The 15,495-nt window shown below is 72.1% G+C and carries 8 protein-coding genes; 2 read left to right on the top strand and 6 right to left on the bottom strand.

Annotated elements, in window-relative coordinates:
- The first annotated feature begins 218 nt into the window (after positions 1–218).
- Positions 219–929 carry an ammonium transporter gene (locus tag OG947_RS07935; protein WP_328813616.1) on the top strand — a complete coding sequence of 237 codons (711 nt, stop codon included), beginning with the start codon at positions 219–221 and terminating at the stop codon, positions 927–929.
- Positions 930–997: 68 nt separating this feature from the next.
- Here OG947_RS07935 and OG947_RS07930 read toward each other — a convergent pair whose 3' ends face one another.
- The 6 genes from OG947_RS07930 to OG947_RS07905 form a co-directional block, all read right to left on the bottom strand.
- Positions 998–1,336, bottom strand: a complete 339-nt coding sequence (locus tag OG947_RS07930) for a hypothetical protein (RefSeq protein WP_328813615.1) — start codon at positions 1,334–1,336, stop codon at positions 998–1,000.
- Between the two features lie 454 nt (positions 1,337–1,790).
- Entirely contained in the window at positions 1,791–3,062 is a 1,272-nt protein-coding gene (locus tag OG947_RS07925; protein WP_328813992.1) for a S1 family peptidase, read from the bottom strand.
- Positions 3,063–3,263: 201 nt separating this feature from the next.
- Positions 3,264–4,373: a hypothetical protein gene (locus OG947_RS07920; protein WP_328813614.1), complete on the bottom strand. Its 1,110-nt coding sequence runs from the start codon at positions 4,371–4,373 to the stop codon at positions 3,264–3,266.
- Between the two features lie 127 nt (positions 4,374–4,500).
- Positions 4,501–5,601, bottom strand: a complete 1,101-nt coding sequence (locus tag OG947_RS07915) for a hypothetical protein (RefSeq protein WP_328813613.1) — start codon at positions 5,599–5,601, stop codon at positions 4,501–4,503.
- The gene (locus OG947_RS07910; RefSeq protein WP_328813612.1) at positions 5,598–7,541 is read right to left on the bottom strand and encodes a LuxR C-terminal-related transcriptional regulator; all 1,944 of its coding nucleotides are present in this window, start codon (positions 7,539–7,541) and stop codon (positions 5,598–5,600) included. Before OG947_RS07910 ends, OG947_RS07915 begins: the two co-directional genes overlap by 4 nt.
- Positions 7,538–9,403 (bottom strand): Hsp70 family protein, encoded by a 1,866-nt coding sequence (locus OG947_RS07905; RefSeq protein WP_328813611.1) that lies wholly within the window; start codon positions 9,401–9,403, stop codon positions 7,538–7,540. Before OG947_RS07905 ends, OG947_RS07910 begins: the two co-directional genes overlap by 4 nt.
- A 308-nt stretch (positions 9,404–9,711) precedes the next feature.
- Here OG947_RS07905 and OG947_RS07900 point away from each other — a divergent pair, with 308 nt between their 5' ends.
- Positions 9,712–15,357, top strand: coding sequence for an IniB N-terminal domain-containing protein (locus tag OG947_RS07900; protein WP_328813609.1), 5,646 nt, complete (start codon positions 9,712–9,714; stop codon positions 15,355–15,357).
- Positions 15,358–15,495 lie beyond the last annotated feature (138 nt).

The raw sequence follows: 15,495 nt of genomic DNA, 5'->3' as shown, positions 1-15,495 counted from the left end.
ACTTCGGGCCGCCGAGGAAGTCGCCCCTCATCGCGACCATTTTGTTACCCTTCACGAGCCACCTCGTCCGTGAATGAGGTCACATCGTGGCTGTTCACACGGACAATTCCCGGATCGAGCACTGGAAACGGACCTGATATTCGGTTGTGTCCCTGTCAACCGCTACAGTGCTCGTGTCGGGGTCCGACACCACGAACCTGAACGAACGGAACATCTAGATGAAACTGCGTCGACTCGTCGCAACCTCTGCGATCGCGATCGCCTCCCTGGGCGTGGCCACCGGTACTGCGTACGCGCAGCCGGCCACCACCACCCCCTCCGCGACGACCACCGAGAGTGCTCCCGCGGAGAACTCCGAGCTGAACTGGGCATCGCGCGTCGAGGCTGGTGGCGTCGTCACCACCGTCGACGCCGGTATGTTCCGTGCGTCCGACGACGGCAAGACCGTCGACCTGGTGGACGAGGAGGGCAACACGATCCTGAGCCTTCCGCTGTCGTTCAACCTCAACGGCGTCGAGTTCCCCTACGGTGTCGAGTACACCGACGAGGGCCGCACCGTGAAGCTCATCCCGAACCTCGCAGCACCGATGGGCCTCGCCCCGAACGCGCTCGAGAACACGGTGGCATCGCCCGCCGAGAACACCGCTGCCGAGCAGTCCTTCGCCTCGCAGCTCGGTCTCGCCACCTCCATCGGCGGACTGACCGGCACCATCACCGGTGCAGGTATTGGTTGCATCATCGGCGGGGCTCCGATCGCGCTCGCGATCCCGGTTGCTCTCGCGACCTGCCTGGGCGGGGCAGTAGTAGGTGCCGGACTGGGTGGCGTCATCGGCACGATCACTGCGGGTGGACCGACCCTGGTCGTCGCCGGCATCGATCTGCTCAACACGTACAACGCGGCTCCGGGAACCTCGAAGTTCGCTCAGTAGGACTCACGACACGAAAGAAGGCCGCCACCCATCGGGTGGCGGCCTTCTTTCGTTCCAGGCGGAGTGGTTCAGAGCCAGGGAACGGCGGCGGCGAGGAAGATGCCACCCGCGATCACACCGACGGCTCCGGTGAGCAGTCCGATGACGGTGTCTGCGCGATCGGCATCGGGAACGCGGGTGGCCAGGACGCCGGCGACGAGCGCGGCGATGCCCAGCAGAACGCCGAAGCCGAAGCTCCAGAACGCCACCACCGACAGCGCACCCAACAGCACGGAAGCGTCGGCGAGTCGGGGATCGTGGGCAACGGAACTCAGGGCCGCCCGAGCAGACGACATCTTTGCCGCGGTGTAGATCGCGGCGGGGGACCGAGTCTCGCGGGGGAGTGACGAATCGGCGATGTCGGTCACAGCGATACCTCCTTCGGGGAACGGCCGAAGGTCATCGGGTATCGAACGCAGCGCAGCACAGCGGTACACCTCCTCGTGGGATGAACGGAACGGTCGACACTCGGACGTCACCGACGCTGGTGACGGAGTGGACTGCGCGTGTCCCACGATACCACTGTGATCAGAGTGCGTTACGTGACGGAATCCGAAAAGTGATGTGCCCGTGTCATATTGGTTCCCTTCAGAAATGGCGACAGCCCGCCGTCCGAAGACGACGGGCCGCGATCACTGCGCAGTCGGTCAGCTCAGAACACCGGCGTTGGAGATGATTCCGACGATGTATCCGAAGACGGTGAAAGCGAGCCTGAGCAAATCCATATCGGGCCTTCCGTGTCTACGCGCCCACCGAGGCGCTGAGGCGCCTCGCCTCGACACGTGACATTACCGCACCAAGGAGACCGAACGTTGTGCTATCTCACGACGTGCGGACGGTCGTTCCGGTGGCCGCGGTGACGGCGTCGACGGGGATGCCCAGGCTGGCGGTTCCGCCGTACTGAGCCAGCGCCAGGTTGGCCTCGCCGCAGCTCGGAGCAGCGCCGCTGTTGGATCCGCTGGTGATGCCCAGTGCGAGTGTCCCTGTGACGATGGCGCCGCCGCTGTCACCCGCGAGAGTGCAGGCGGTACTGGCGAATCCACGCACCGTGCGGCTGTCGCCGTCACCCAGGAAGAGCTGCGTCTCGACGCGGTCCGCAGCGACGAGACCACACGTGAAGGACGACGCCTGACCGGACTTGCACACCGGGGCACCGATGACGGGCGAGGCCGTTCCGGTGATCGTGAGGGCGGTGCCGTTGGCTCCCCGCACGGTGGGCTGGTCGAGCCCCGCGGCCACGCCGGCGTCGTTCAGCGCGATGACGGAGTAGTCGAGTCCGTCGCCGCCGCCGACACTCGACGCGGTGAAATCGCCGACGGGAGTACTGGCGCGGATGTCGTCGCGATTCGGCAGGTACACCGAGGCGGAGTTGCCCGGATCACAGTGTCCCGCAGACAGATTGACCGGCGTGCCGGCCCCGTCGGTGGCGCTGAACCCGAACGAGCAGATCTCGATGTCCTCGAGCGGCGCGGTGGTGATGTCGCCGGCGGACGTCACGTAGTCGTCGCCGCCCATCACGGCAGGCGGAGGCGTCGGACCGGGAGCGGGTGGGGACAGCTGCACCTGGAGGTTGGCGATGGCGGTCGGCAGATTCAGTGCGCGCCCGATCGGACTGTTGGCGATGTCGACGATCACCCGTCCGCCGAGCACGTCGACAGCCGCTGAATTGATCTGTGACGAGACCTCGCGGGGCAGACCCGACACCCAGCGACCGAAGTCGTCGAGGGACTGCTCGAGCGTGTCCGCCGACACGGGCGACTGGCGGCTGCGGTAGCCGTCCTGCGCCACCTGGCTCGCGGCCTCCGAGGTGGTGACCGCGACGACGGGAACGCCGTCGTCGCCGATCCAGGCACCCGCGAAGTCCGCCGGGCGCTGCTGACGGAAGTCGTCGGCGTAGGTACGAAGCTTCTGCGCCTCGGCAGCGCGGTCGAGGTACTCCTGCGGCGACATGTTCAGATCGCGCTGCACGGCGTCGACCAACTCGGACGGGAGGCGATCCGCGGACAGCTGCTCGGGAGCCGCCGACGCGGGTGCTGCGCCGGCAGTGGCGGTGCCGAGGCTCAGCGTCAGCAGCGACGCGCCCACCACCCCCATCACCCGTGCGCTGCGAGATGCGCCGCTCGACTCGGAGTGACTCTGGCCCGTGGCCGCTGTGGCCGCCGAGTTACGCAAGAAGTTCCCTTCGCAGTGGTGACAGTCCGTGGCCCGTCGGGTCCGCACATGGTTTGCAGAGGTACCGATGCCAGCGCACGAGCATAGGGCATCATCCTGAGCGTTTCCGGCGCCCGACGAGCGTCAGGGACGGTTCACAGACAGCATCGGGCCGAGCCGTGGAATCGCGACGGACGGCGCCGTGGAGGTCGTCGTGGGAACAGTCGACGTGGTCGTGGGTGCGGGTGTACTACTCGCCACGGTCGGCGGCGTCGGCACGGTCACCTCGGGGAACGACGGGAAGTCGGGAAAGTCGATGTCCGGTGGCGCGAACGGGAACCGGTCCGTCGGGAGCCCGAGACCGGTGCTCGGTTCCACCGCGGCGGCAGGCGGTGCGGGCGGCACGACGGGGTCGGGCGTGTCGATCTCCGGAGCCGGGGCCTCCTGCACCGGAACCGGTGCCTGCTCCTGGACGGGCAGCGGCGCGGCGGACGTCGTGGTGCTGTCCAACGACGACGTCACGACGGGAGCGGCGGGCGTGATGGCCTGCTGCGAGTTCAGGGGCGCGACCGAGCTGGAGTCGAGGTCGTGGGTGCCCACGGCGCCGCCGACGGCGAGGAACGCGAGCGCCACCGCGGCGACCGAGACGGCTGCGCGCGTGGGTGTTCTCCTGTGAGCCCGACTGCGGCGCGTCCTGCCGGTGGCCGAGTCCGACACCATCGCCGCAAATGCCTTGTCCGAGGCCGCCGAAGTGGCCGGCGACGACCGATGCGAGGGTGCGGCGCGCACGGCCACCGCCGGGTTCTCCGACATCGCGGGAGCCAGCGAGCAGTCCTGCAGACCGACGTAGTCGAGGGCGTCCCGTAGTGCGGCGATCGAGTCGGCGGACAGTCCTGCAGGGTGGAGCAGCATGCATCGCGCGTCGGCGGGCAGAGAGTAGAGCTCCGACAGCATGCCCGTCAGAGCGTGGACGAATCCGGCGACGAGGTCCTCGGCGCGCACCACGCGGCCGTCGGCCAGACCGAGTCCGCGGGGGTCTCCCACCGCGTACAGAAATCCGCGAACTCCCTGGTCGGAGTCGTCGAGGCGGACGCGTCCGTCGGAGTCCAGGCCCACCGCCGTCGGGCACTCGAACAGCTCGGTACCACCGTCGATGTCGACCGACACGGCCGTCTCGGCGTCGGTCAACGCCATGACGAGGTGGATCGTCTTGTCGACCCGGGGGCCGTCGAACCCCTGGCTGCGCGCGCTCATTCGGACTCGACCCCCTCGGCGAGTTGCGGACACGGTGCCACGTCGACCGCGAGCACCCGTCCGATCACCGTACCGGTCGTCACGGTCATGGGGTACCGGTTGAGCTCCGCCCCAGCACAGGGGGGATCTAGCCGACCGGCGTGGTGCCGGGTGACGGCGCGGGTGACTCGGGCTCGGCAGGAGTGTCCGGAGTATCCGGAACGCCGGGGTCCGGGTCCGTTCCCTCCGCGGGGTCGACTGGCTCCTCGACGACGGGCGGGTCGCTGGGCACGGGCTCAGGTGCCGGTTCGGGTGCCGGCGCCGGGGCAGGAGCGGGCGCGGGTGCCGGCTCGGGGTCCGGTGCGCGCGGGGGCACCGTCGTGGAGATCCGAGCAGGTGCACGTGTGGCCTCGACGGGCGCGGGTGCGCCGGGGACGACGGTCGGGAAGCCGATGCTGGTGGACGGGGCGGGACGAGTCGTCGTCGGCCGCGCGGTGACACCGGCGGCGTCCTCGACGGCCGGAACCGCGGTGCTGACCGTCCGATCGGACGCGAGGTAGGCGATACCGCCGCCCACGATCAGCATGGTCGCGACTGCGGCCGCCACGAGGAGGGCGAGGGGGCCGCGCGGTGTCGACCTCGATGCACCGCTGTCGGTGGCTGTCGAGGCGGCAGCGGTCGCGAGCAGCGGTGCCCCCGTCGTCGGCGCGAGCCCGGCGGCGGCACGTGCGGCGGCCGCGGCGGCGGCCAGCCGTTCCTCGGACGCGCCGAGGGTGGCGTGGGGATCGGCCGACTCGGGATGCAGCGTCAGCGCGGTGAGTCCGACGAAGTCGAGCGCGTCCCGCAGCGCGGCGATGCGCTCGGGTGACCAGTCGGCGGGATGGGCAGCGCCGGCGGTGAGGGCGCGGACGTCCTCGCCGGCGTCGACGGTCTCGCTGAGTAGCAAAAACATCATGGTCGCGACGAGGTCCTCGGCGCGCATGGGCACACCGCGGGACGAGACCACGCCGGACGGGTCACCGACGCGAGCCATGAAGCGATCGACGACGTCGATGTCCGCCGTCAGCGCGTCGGGTCGGTGCAGTGTCGTCGTGCCGTCGGGCAGGAGGTAGAGGACCGTCTCGGCCGTCACCGGCACGCGGACCAGTTCACCCGAGGTCGTCGACACCACGACGGCCGTCGACGTCAGATCGGTGATGTGGATCCCGGTGGCTCGGGTGATCGGTGCGGCGTCGTGCCCGGTGTTCATGCGTGTACCCGTCGTTCCTTGTCCTCTGCGTAGCCGGCCGCGCGGAGCATCGACAGCATCTGCGAGCGCGACTGCGCTCCCAGACGTCGACGGATCCGTGCGACGTGGTGCTCGACCGTCTTGGCCGAGATGTACATCTGGGCGCCGATCTCGCGGTACGTCAGGCCCAGTACGAGATGATGCGCCACCTCCGCCTCGCGCTCGGTCAGCGCCCCCAGCGACGCGGAACCGGGCTCGGTGGGCTCGGCCGTCGCCGCGACGGCACCGATGTCGCGGGCGATCTGCAGCAGGGCGGTGGCGTCGCGGGTGTCGGCGACACGCAGGGCGGCGTCACTGGCGAGCCGCGCCGCGTCCCAGGCGTGCCCGAACTTCTCCAGGGTGCGAGCGGACGTCTCGACCTCGGCGACGTCGGGCTCGCCCTGCAGGACGCGGAGCCATGCTTTGCCGGCGGAGGCGAGTGCTGCGGCGTGGGGACTGCGGTCGGCGAACGAGCCGAGCGCACGAGCGTGGGGGAGCAGGTCGGCCGGGGCGCCGCCGAGGATGGCGGCCTGCACGCCGTACCAGTGCCACGTGGCCGCCCAGGTCGGTGGTTCGCCGAGCGAGGCGACCAGTGCGGTGGCCGCGGAGACGGAGTGCGCGATGCGTGCCGTGTCCCCGAGGCGCACTGCGGCGAGCCACAGTTCACCGAGCGGGATGAGGGAGAAGAGATCGGGTTCGGCCTCCGCGACGGTGCGCCGGGCCTCCTGCCACGCGGACATGAGGGCGCCGGTATCTCCGCGTCGGCGGGCGGTGGCGACGCGAAGTGCGAAGTAGGACAGGGCGTCCCGTTGGGGGAGCGTGGCCGGGTCGACGCCCGAGGTGGGCTCGACACCCGTGTCGCCGGCCACGAGTGCCGACCAGGCGAGCAGCAGACGGCACCGCGTGGACACCGCGCATCCCGGATCCGCGGCAATGGTCTCGGTCAGCACCGCTCGGGCGGTGGCGGGGTCGCCGGTGTGCAGAGCGATCAGTGCCGCGATCACCGCGGGATGTTCCGGCTCGGCCCGGGCGCCCACCGCGGTGTCGGCCATCGAGGCGGCGCGCAGCAGCGAACCCGTTGCCACAGTGGCGGGTTCGGTCAGTGAGTCGAGGAGCCCGCGGGCCACCAGCGTCGAGCGGGCGTTCGCCGACGTGGGCGGGACGGGGCGGAGGCCGCCGTGCGCGCGGACGAACGTCGCGGCGCAGTCGGCGTCCCCCACGGCGAGAAGCGTCGTCACCGCGTACGCCGCATCCGGTCCGATGCGGTCCGGCCCGAGCCACCGGTAGAGGTCGGCGGCGTGCGACGCGGTGCCGCGCATCAGTGCGACCGTGGACGCGACGCGAACGGCTCCGCGTACTCCGTCGGGTGACGGCGCCTCGGCGGACAGCACCGCGTCCACTGTGAGCGCCGCGGTGTCGAGATCGCCGCTCGCGAGCAGGGCGTCGGCGTAGGGCACGGAGATGTCGGTGCCCTGCGCGCCCGCCGCGGCGGCCGCGTCCCACAGTCGTCGTGCGGCGAGACGGTCTGCGGCGGAGGCCAATTCGACCAGGTGCTGTGCGAGATCCGGATCGCGCAGACCCGCATCCGCGAGCGAGACCGCGAGATCACCACCGAGACCGCCACTGTCGAGGTGCACCCGTGCCAGGCGACGCAGCACGCCGAGCATTCCGTGCTCGCCCATCACCACGCGCAGGGCACCGCGCGCGGAGTCCGGCAGCAGGCCCTCGTCGGACAGGACCCCGCAGCCCCGGGCGCGCTCCACGGCGGCGGCGGCGGCGGGCATCGGGACGTCGGCGACGTCGGCGACGAGGTACGGATCCGGGGCCACACCGACCGACGCGAGCGTCACCACCACGAGGGCGGTGTGATCGTGCGAGGACAGCAGAGCGTCGAGAGCCGACCGCTCGTCGGGCGAGGTCACCGCCCGAGAATTGGATTCGTGAGGCTGCCTACGGTGTTCCCCAAGCCGCTGGCAGCACCTCCCGCGACCTCGCCTACACCCCCGAGTACGGTTCCGACACCGTCGGTCAGGCCTCCGACGACTCCGGACCCCGGAAGCGGGTTGGAAGGGAACGACGGAGCCGGGAGGGCCGGAGCCTGAGGTACCTGCGCAGTGGGGAGGTCGGGAGCGGTGAACTGCGGCGCCGGTGCGTTCGGCACAGCAGCGTTCGGCGCGGTGGCGCCCGGTACCGCGGCCGATCCGGTCGAGCCGGGCGCGGTCGCGCCGGGAACCGCAGCCCCCGGTGCTGCTGCGGCGCCGCTGGTCGGCGCTCCGGCGGCTCCGGTGGTGCGCGGCTGCCCCGTCACGGGATCGACGCCGGCGGCGGCGGTGGTCGGGGTCGCGCTCACGGAACCGTCCGCGGCGGCCGGGGCCACCGCGCTGCTGGTGGAGGGGCCGGTGTTCTCCGACGATCCGCCGACGAGGCCGGTGCCGACGGAGAGGCCACCCGCGGCCAGCAGGATCACGGCAGCGGCGACGCCGCCGATGACGGCGGTGCGCTTACCGCGCGACGGGGCGTCCTTGGCGTGTGCCGAGCGCGACACCGGTGCGGGCGTGGAGGTGCGGGCCGAGGCGGGACGCTCGGTGACCGGAGGGAGCAGGTCGGTCTCGTCGTCGTCGACGGTGGAACCGGCGGCGACGGCAGCAAGTGCCGCTGCGCCCGGGCGGTTCAGTTCTGCGCCGGCCGAAGCGATGTCGGCGGCGAGCAGTGCGGCTCCGGTCGCGGCGGTGGCCGCGGGCTGTTCGCCGACGGTCACCGGCTTGCGCAGCGCGGAGGACACGGTCTCGGTGAGCATGGGGATCGACGCGCCGCCGCCGACCAGCAGCACGCGGTCCACCGCGTCGCCGTCGACACCCGCGGTGCGCAGCGCCTCGCCGAGTACCCGGGTGACGTCGTCGAACGTCTCGCGCAGTAGTTCCTCGATCTCCGACCGCACCAGTCGCACGTCGGTGTCGATGCCGGGCAGGTGCACCGGCACGACCGTCTCGGTGTCGGAGGACAGTGCTTCCTTGGCCGTCGCGCAGTGCGTGCGCAGGGTCGTGAGGGCCTCGACCGTCGCGGGATCGAAGGGATCGAGCGACGAGGAGTCGACGTTGTCGAGCACGTGCGCCAACACGACCTGGTCGATGTGGGCGCCGCTGACGTCCTCGCTGCGCGCACCGCGTCCGAGGATCGCCGAATCGGCACCTGTGCGCACGACCGACACGGTCAGGGCGCTCGCACCCAGGTCCGCGACCAGCACGACGCCGTCCGCCACCGCGTCCGGCGACTGCTGCATCCATGCCGTCGCGGCGAGAGCGTCGGGAACGAAGGTGACGTCGGTGAGGCCGTGGCGGGCAGCCGCGTTGCGAAGCCGATCCACCGTGTACTCGGGCCACGACGTCGGGTAGGTCACCACGATCGCGGCGTCGTCGTCGGCGCCGGCCGTGCGTGCCTCCCGGACGAGGCAGTCCAGCGTCGTCGCGTAGAGCTCGTCGCCGGTGTAGCTGCGTCCGTCCTCGGTGACCAGCGCGACCGGATCGCCGACGCGGCCGGCGAAGCCGGTCAGGGCCGTGGTGTCGACGGTGCCCGGCGCGGCCAGGGCGGGTTCACGGTCGGGCGTGACCGACAGTGCGGTGGACCGCACGATGGTGACGGCGTCACCGAGGTGTCCCGGACCGTCCACGGCGACCGCCGTCGAGGTGCTCGAGCCGACGTCCAGTCCCAGACCTGATGACCGTCCCTGATCCGTTGCCATGGCGCCGACTCCGTTTCCGTGCTCGTCGATATTCGTGCTCGTCAAGGCTGTGTCAGACCTGCTGTCGGGCACGTCGCCGTGACGCCGTAGCTGTCCACCGGCACTGTCGTCCCGATGGTCCGTTTCGTTACAGGTCACAAGAGTAGAGCGGTCCTATCCCCTATGCCCCCTAGTCACCCCGATCTGCCCCGGGGCGACCCCCGGGGTGCAGGAAGGGGGCTGCGCCCCGTTGGGACACCTCACTAGTCGACCTAGTTTTGATCTCAACGTGCCGAGACAGTCGGCCCGACCACCTCGACGCCTGCACACACACCGTCTGCCGACACCGGTTCACACACACCCAGGAGATCCCGATGGCCACGAACGCCGTACTCGACTTCATCCTCAGCCTTCTTCGCGACGACAAGGCCGCCGCCGCCTACTGCGCGAACCCCCAGGCCTCGCTGGACGCTGCCGGCCTGCCCGACGTGTGCCACGCCGACATCGTGGCCGTGGCGCCCATGGTCGCCGAGTCCGGACTGTTCGCCGGCGGATCGCGCCTCGCCTCGATCGTGAACGCGGGCAGCTCCTCCAACGTCGTGAACTCGACCAGCGTGAATGCGGGCAGCGTGAACAACAGCACCGTCTTCGGCGGCAACAACGTCGCCGTCGGCGGCCCCACGTTCGGCAGCAACGCGGTGAACTTCGGAAACAACAACAACAACGGAAATTTCAGCAACAACAACTTCGGGGGCTTCGACCTGGGCGGCTTCACCTTCAGCCCGACCCTCATCGGTGGCGGCCTGGCGATCGGCAGCATCGGCAACATCGGCAACCTGAACCTCGGTGACCTGGATCTGAGCGGCCTGAACCTGGCCTCGCTCGACCTCAGCGGCCTGAACCTGGCCTCGCTGGACCTCGGCGGGATCGGCGACATCGACCTGCTCGGCGGACTCGACCTCAGCCTCATCGACCTGGGCGACCTCGACATCGCGGGCCAGTTCACCACCGTCCTCGCCCTCGTCCTGGCCAACGGACTCTCCCTCGGTGGCGACCTCGCCGCCGAGTTCGGTGCCGCACTGGGCGCGGCGTTCGACGCCTTCCTCGCCCTCGGCGGCGTCCTCGACCTCGACACGCTGGTCGACCTCAGCGCCACCCTGGCCGGTGCGCTCACCGCAGCGCTCGGCCTCGGCGTGGGTGCCGGAGCCCAGCTCACGGCCGCCCTCGACGCCGTGCTCGGCACCGTCGCCGGTCTCGACCTCGACGCCGTAGTCGGTCTGTCCGGCGTTCTCTCCAACGCACTCTCGGTGGGCGGTGTGCTCGGCGCGAACGTCGGCGCCGCACTCGGTGGCGTGCTCGGCGCAGCGGTCACCGCCGGTGGCTCGCTCGGCGCCGATCTGGCCGCCGCCCTCACCGCCGGACTCGATGTCGCCGGATCGCTCGGTGTCGTCGTCGGTGGCGCGCTCGGTGTGACCACCGACATCACCGCTGCTCTCTCGGGTGCACTCGCCGCTGCCGTCGACGTCGCCGGTGATCTCGGCGCGACGCTGACCACCATCCTCGACGCGAACGTCGTCGCCGCGCTCGCAGGCACGCTGACCACCGAGCTCTCCGCGGCTCTCGGCGCAGCCCTCGCTGCCGGCGGAGACGTCGCCGGTGAGTTCGGCGCCTCCCTCGGCGCGCTCCTCGGAGCCGTCACCGGCCTGTCCGGCGCACTCGACCTCGACGCTCTTCTCGGCGTCGGCGGCACCCTCGGCGCGACCCTCGCCGGTGTGCTCGGCCTCGGCGGCGGTATCGGTGCGCAGCTCGGAGGCGCGCTCGACGGTGTCCTGGAGTTGGCCGGTGGCCTGGACCTCGCGGCCGCCCTGGCCGGCGGAGCCGACATCGCGGCCACGCTCGGCGCCACTCTCTCCACTGCCCTCAGCGGCGTGCTGGTCGCCGGCGGTACCGTCGCCGGCACGCTCGGCGCGGCCTTCGGTGCCGCCCTCGGCGGCGTCCTGGGGGCCGACCTCGGTGCTCAGCTGGTCGGACTGCTGGCCGGTGAGCTGGACCTCGGTGCGGCACTGGCCACCATCCTCGACGGCGCTCTCGGCCTCGGCGGCCTCCTGGACATCGGCGCTCTCGCCGACCTCGGTGCCCTGCTCGACGTCGACGGCGCACTCGGCCTCGGTGCCGGTGTCCTGGCCACGCTCGGCGGTTCCCTCGAGGCTCTCCTCGGCGCGGGCGGCCTGCTCGGTGGCGATCTGACCGCACTGCTCGGTGCCGATCTCGGTGCTCAGCTCGCTGCCGCGCTGGCCGGCGCTCTCGCCGTCGGCGGCGACCTGGGCGGCGACCTCGGACTCGCCCTCGGCGGCGTGCTCGCCGGACTCGTGGACGTCGCGGGCGGTCTCGACGTCGACGCGGTGGCCGGACTCGGTGCCACCCTCGCCGCAGCCCTCACCGGCGCACTCGGTGTCGGCGCAGGACTCACCGGTGGACTCGCAGCGGGCCTCACTGCTCAGCTCGGTGCCGCTCTCGACGGTGTCCTCGGCCTGGCCGGCGATCTCGACCTGCTCGGCGGACTCGGCGTGCTGGGCGACCTGAACGTGCTGAACGACCTCAGCGTCCTCGGCGACCTGGACCTCGCGGCCACCCTCGGTACCGCACTCTCCGGCGCTCTCGCCGCCGGCGGCGCGGTGGCAGCCAACCTCGGTGCCACGCTCGGCGCGGCCCTCGGCGGTGTCCTGTCCGGCGACCTCGGCGCCGAGCTCGTCGGCCTGCTCGCCGGTGGTCTGGACCTCGGTGCCGGCCTCACCACCCTGCTGGGCGGTGTCCTCGATCCGTCCGGTGCCCTCGGCCTCGGCGGCGACCTCGTCGCCACGCTCGGCACCTCGCTCGCAGCCGTGCTCGGTGCGGGCGGTCTGCTCGACGCCGATCTCGCGGGCCTGCTGACCGGCGGCCTCGCCGCGCAGCTCTCCGCCGCACTCGCGACGGCTCTCGCGGCCGGCGGCGACGTGGCGGCGAACGTGGGCCTGGCCCTGGGCGACGTGCTCGGCACGGTCACCGCGGGTCTGGACCTGGACGGCGTCCTCGGCGCCGACCTCGCAGCGGCGCTCACCGCGGCCCTCGGCCTCGACGGCGACCTGACCGGTGGACTCACCGCGCAGCTCGCCGGCGCGCTCGACGCCGCACTCGGTGTGGTCGGAGGCGCCGACATCACGGCCGCGCTCACGGGCGCACTCGCCGCCGGTGGCGACGTCGCCGCAGGACTGGGCGCGACACTCGGCACCACCCTCGCTGCCGTGCTCGGCGCCGACCTCGGCGCCCAGCTCACCGGACTGCTGGCAGGCGGCGCCGATCTCGGTACCGCACTGACCGCCGTCCTGGGCGGCGCTCTCGACCTCGACGGGGTCTTCGGCATCGGTGCAGACGCGGCCGCCGGCCTGGTCGGCACGCTCGGCACCACGCTCGCCGCCGCACTGAACGTCGGCGGACTGACCGACGTCGACCTCACCGCACTGCTCGGCGGCGACCTCACCGCCGTCCTGGGCGCCGCACTCTCCGGCGCCCTGGGCGCCGGCGGCGCACTGGGTGGCGACCTCGGCCTGGCACTGGGCGGGCTCGTCGGTGCGGCCACCGACCTCACGGCCGGCGCCGATCTCGGACTGGTCCTCGCCGGTGCACTCGGTGTCACCGGCGATGCCGCCGCCACGCTCTCGGGCGCACTCGAGGCGATGCTGGGAGCTGCGGGCGGTCTCGACCTCACCGCGATCCTCGGTGCCGACGCGGACGTCGCCGCCACCGTCGGAGCCGCGCTGAGCGCAGCACTGTCGGCCGGTGGCCCGCTGGCCGCGAACGTGGGCGCCGCCCTCGGCGGCGTGCTCGGGACCGCCCTGTCGGGCGACCTCGGCGCACAGCTCGCAGGTCTGCTGGGCGGCGGCGTCGATCTGGACGCCGCACTCGGCACGGTCCTCGGCGGCGCACTCGGACTCGGCGGGCTGGTCGATCTCGACGGGCTCGCGAATCTGGACGGGCTCGGAGCCGTCGGCGGTCTGCTCGACGCCGACCTGCTGGGCGGCCTGACCGGCGCACTGGACACCGACATCGTCGGTGCGCTCGCCGGCTCGCTCGGCGCTGCCCTCGGCGCCGGCGGGCTGCTCACCGGTGACCTGCAGGCACTGCTCGGCGGCGATGTGGCGGCGCAGCTGTCCACCGCCCTCGGCGTGGCTCTCGGCCTCGGCGGCGACGCTGCCGGTGAACTCGGACTCGCCCTCGGCGGCGTCCTCGCCGGCGTCACCGACCTGACCGCGGGTGCCGATCTGGGTGCCGCCGTCACCGCCGCTCTCGGCATCACCGGTGAGGGTGCGGCCACCCTGGCCGGCGCCCTGAACACGGCGCTCGGACTCGGCGGGGCGCTCGATCTCGACGGCCTGGTCGGCGGAGATCTTGCCGCCACGGTCGGCGCTGCACTCGGCGGTGCTCTGGCCGCCGGCGGCGATGTCGCCGCCACGGTCGGCGCCACTCTCGGTGCCGCTCTCGGGGGCTCCCTGACCGCCGATCTGCAGGCCCAGCTCGGTGCACTGCTGGCCGGTGGGCTGGACCTCGACGCCGCGCTCGGCGCGGTGCTCGGTGCGGCTCCGGATCTCGATCTGGACGCAGACCTCGCCGGCCTGCTCGGCGGCGCTGTCTCGACCGGCCTCGGCCTGGTCGCGGGAGTCGGCCTGCCCGACACGGAGCTGCCGGACCTCACGGGCAGCCTGGCCGCGGCACTGGGACTGGGCGGCGCAGCCGCAGCAGGACTGGGAACCGCACTGGGCACGGTGCTCGGCGGCACGGTGCTCGCCGATCTGGATGCGAACGGACTGCTCGAGGGTGACCTCGGCGGCATCGTCTCCGCCGCACTCGGCGACGCACTGAACGTCGGCGGTGTCCTCGACCTGGAGACCGACCCGGTCGGCCAGTTCGGCACTGCGCTCAACGGGGCGCTCGGCCTCGTCGGCGGCGTGGACACCGGCGCCCTGGGCGACCTGCCCGCGACGCTGACCGCAGCTTTCGGCGTCGGCGGCACGGCGGGTGCGGAGCTCGGCGGAGCCTTCGGCGCTCTGCTCGACATCGCCGGCGGCGGCGATCCGGTGGCGTCCCTGGGAACGGCACTCGGAGCCACGGGTGACCTCACCACGATGCTCGACGCCGCACTCGACACGGCGGTCTCCGCCGGCGGCGCGCTCGACGCCGAGGGTCTGCCGATCAGCGGACTGCTCGACGCGAACACCGGCCTCGACGGCAGCCTCAGCGCACTGACCACCCTCACCGGTGGCCTCGGCGCCGTGGGTGCGGTCGCCGGCGGACTGGACGGCACCCTCACCGGTGTCGGCGGCGCGGTCACCGATCCCGACGCGGTCACCGGTGCGGTGGCGAGCCTGGGCGGCGGCCTCGCCAGCGGCCTCGGGCTGGGCCTGAACAGCGTCACGCAGGGCGGGCTCGAGCTCGGCTCGGAGCTGCAGGGCGGCCTGACCGGCGCTGCGACCGGCGCGGGCGGCGTCTTCGGCGGCTTCGAGATCTCGCCCGACGGCGAGGTCACCGGCGGACTGGACAACACGTCCGAGTTCACCGGGGCACTCGACGGCGGCATCGACGCCACCGCCGACGCGGTGGGCCAGTTCCAGAACTCCACCGACGCCGTGCTCGGCGGCGTCACCGGAGCGACCGACGGACTGGGCCTGAGCGCGGTCACCGACGTCACCGGCGACGCGCTCGGCGCAGTGACCACGGACGGCGGACTCGGCGGCGACATCGCCGGCGAGGCCACCTCCTGGCAGGACGTCGACGCCGAGGGTGCCTTCGACGGCCCCGCGGCGGCGGTCGGCGGAGTCGGCGACGGCCTCACCGACACCGTCTCCGGGCTCGGCGGCGGACTCACCGGTGGCCTGACCGACGGCCTGTCGAACACCCTCGGCGGTGGACTGAGCTCCGCGGACGACGGCCTCGACACCGGCGCTGTGGCCGATGACAACGCGGCCGACGCGGGAGACGCCAACTGATCACCCGCGCTCTGTAACACCGACGACCCCGTACGCGCTTATGCGTACGGGGTCGTCGGCGCTTACCGTGAGGGTCACACCGCCGCAGATGGTGAATGCTCACAGACGCGCTCGACCCGTTGCCACCGCAGACAGATC

The sequence above is a fragment of the Rhodococcus sp. NBC_00297 genome (genome assembly GCF_036173065.1).
GTDB lineage: Bacteria > Actinomycetota > Actinomycetes > Mycobacteriales > Mycobacteriaceae > Rhodococcoides.
The sequence above is the reverse complement of the archived record's forward strand: the minus strand, read 5'-3'. Positions and strand labels throughout refer to the sequence as shown.